The sequence below is a fragment of the Pseudomonas sp. Sample_24 genome (assembly GCF_004307605.1).
Lineage (GTDB): Bacteria > Pseudomonadota > Gammaproteobacteria > Pseudomonadales > Pseudomonadaceae > Aquipseudomonas.
This window is the reverse complement of the sequence record NZ_RCNW01000458.1, coordinates 1-2,294: the sequence shown is the minus strand read 5'-3', so window position 1 is coordinate 2,294 and position 2,294 is coordinate 1. Positions and strand designations below refer to the sequence as shown.

The following is a 2,294-nucleotide window of genomic DNA, read 5'->3' as shown; positions in this document are numbered from 1 at the left end:
CGAGGATCGCCACTTCCGGCGCGTTGACGATCGGCGTGAAGCCGGTGCCGCCAATGTGGCCGAGGCTGGAAATGGTGAAGCAGGCGCCTTGCATCTCGTCCGACGAGAGCTTCTTGGTCCGGGCTTTTTCAGCCAGGGAAGCCGCCTCGGCCGCCAGTTGCAGCAGGCTCTTCTGGTCGACGTTCTTGATCACCGGTACCAGCAGGCCATCAGGGGTGTCGACGGCGAAGCCGATGTTCACGTATTTCTTGCGGATGATCGCTTTGCCGCTTGGCGCCAGCGAGCTGTTGAAGTCCGGCAGTTCCTTGAGCAGGTGCGCGCAGGACTTGAGCAGCAGCGGCAGGATGGTCAGCTTGACGCCGGCCTTCTCTGCTACGGCTTTCTGGGCGTTACGGAACGCTTCGAGTTCGGTGATATCGGCCGAGTCGAATTGCGTCACGTGCGGCACGTTCAGCCAGCTGCGGTGCAGGTTGGCAGCGCCGACCTGCATCAGGCGGGTCATCGGTACTTCTTCGATTTCGCCGAAGCGGCTGAAGTCCACGACCGGTATCGGCGGAATGCCCGCGCCACCGGTTGCGCCAGCAGCAGCGGCCGGAGCTTCCTTGGCCTTCTGCATCATGGCCTTGACGTAAACCTGTACGTCTTCCTTCAGGATGCGACCGTGCGGACCGCTGGCGCCGACAGCGCTCAGCTCGACACCGAATTCGCGAGCCAGTTGACGCACGGCAGGGCCGGCGTGAACTTTCGCGCCCGGCTTGGCAGGCGCAGCGGCCGGAGCGGGGGCAGCGGCAGCCGGAGCAGCAGCTGGCGCCGGAGCGCTCGGAGCAGCAGCGGCAGCTGGAGCCGGGGCAGCAGCTGGAGCTGCGCCTTTGACTTTCAACTTGAGAATCAGGTCGCCGGTACCGACTTCGTCATCCAGCTTGATGGAAACGCTTTCCACCACGCCAGCGGCAGGCGATGGGATTTCCATGCTGGCCTTGTCGGATTCCAGGGTGATCAGCGACTGGTCGGCTTCAACGGTGTCGCCGGCCTTGACCAGGACTTCGATGATCTTCGCCTTGCCTGCCGAACCGATGTCCGGAACGTGGATGTCCTGGACGCTGTCGGCTACCGGTGCAGCCGGAGCGGCAGCAGCTGGCGCAGGAGCAGCGGCGGCAGGTGCAGCAGCCTGAGCTGGCGCAGCGGCCGGCGCCGCAGCACCCGCCACTTCCAGGTCCAGAATCAGGTCGCCAGTGCCGACTTCGTCGTTGAGCTTGACGCTGATGGCCTTGACCACGCCAGCGGCAGGCGACGGGATTTCCATGCTGGCCTTGTCGGATTCCAGGGTGATCAGCGACTGATCAGCCTCGACGGTGTCGCCGACCTTGACCTGGATCTCGATGATCTGGGCCTTGCCCGACGAACCGATGTCCGGCACGTGCACTTGCTGAACCGAAGCGGCAGCAGGAGCAGCAGGGGCAGCGGCTGGAGCGGCAGCAGGCGCGGCGGCCGGTTTGGCTTCAGCTTTTGCAGCAGGCGCAGCGGCAGCCGCAGGAGCCGCTTGCGCGGCGCCTTCGACTTCCAGCTCGAGCAGCTCGTCGCCTTCTTTCAGGCGATCGCCCAGCTTCACTTTCAGACTCTTGATGATACCGGCCTTCGGCGCAGGCACTTCCATGCTCGCCTTGTCCGATTCCAGGGTCAGGATGCTCTGGTCGGCTTCAATACGGTCGCCGACCTTCACAAACAGTTCAATTACTTCACCTTCACCGCTGCCGATGTCAGGTACGCGAATGAGTTCGCTCACAGAATCTCTCCTCAGCAGTCCAGTGGGTTGAGTTTTTCCGGGTTGATACCGAACTTGGCGATGGCTTCAGCCACGACTTTAGGTTCGATGTCACCACGGTCAGCCAGTGCTTCCAGGGCTGCCAACACCACGAAATGACGGTCAACTTCGAAGAAATGACGCAGTTTCTTGCGGCTGTCGCTGCGGCCGAAACCGTCGGTGCCCAGGACTTTGAATTCCTTGGACGGTACCCACTGACGGATCTGCTCGGCGAACAGTTTCATGTAGTCGGTAGAGGCAATGACCGGACCTTTACGACCGTTCAGGCACTCTTCGACATAGCTCAGCTTAGGCTTCTGGCCCGGGTGCAGACGGTTGGTGCGCTCAACGGCCAGGCCGTCGCGACGCAGTTCGTTGAAGCTGGTAACGCTCCACACGTCGGCGCCGACGTTGAACTCTTCACGCAAAATCTTCGCTGCTTCACGGACTTCACGCAGGATGGTGCCGGAGCCCATCAGCTGAACGTGGTGCG

Annotated in this window: 1 protein-coding gene and 1 pseudogene; both read right to left on the bottom strand. The window is 62.5% G+C overall.

The features are described 5' to 3' along the window. The coding region (gene aceF, locus D8V06_RS26420) for a dihydrolipoyllysine-residue acetyltransferase (protein ID WP_130932117.1) at positions 1-1,783 on the bottom strand (1,783 nt) is incomplete at its 3' end. An 11-nt stretch (positions 1,784-1,794) separates the two neighbouring features. Continuing rightward, a pseudogene (gene aceE, locus D8V06_RS26415) lies at positions 1,795-2,294 on the bottom strand (pyruvate dehydrogenase (acetyl-transferring), homodimeric type); the annotation flags it as partial.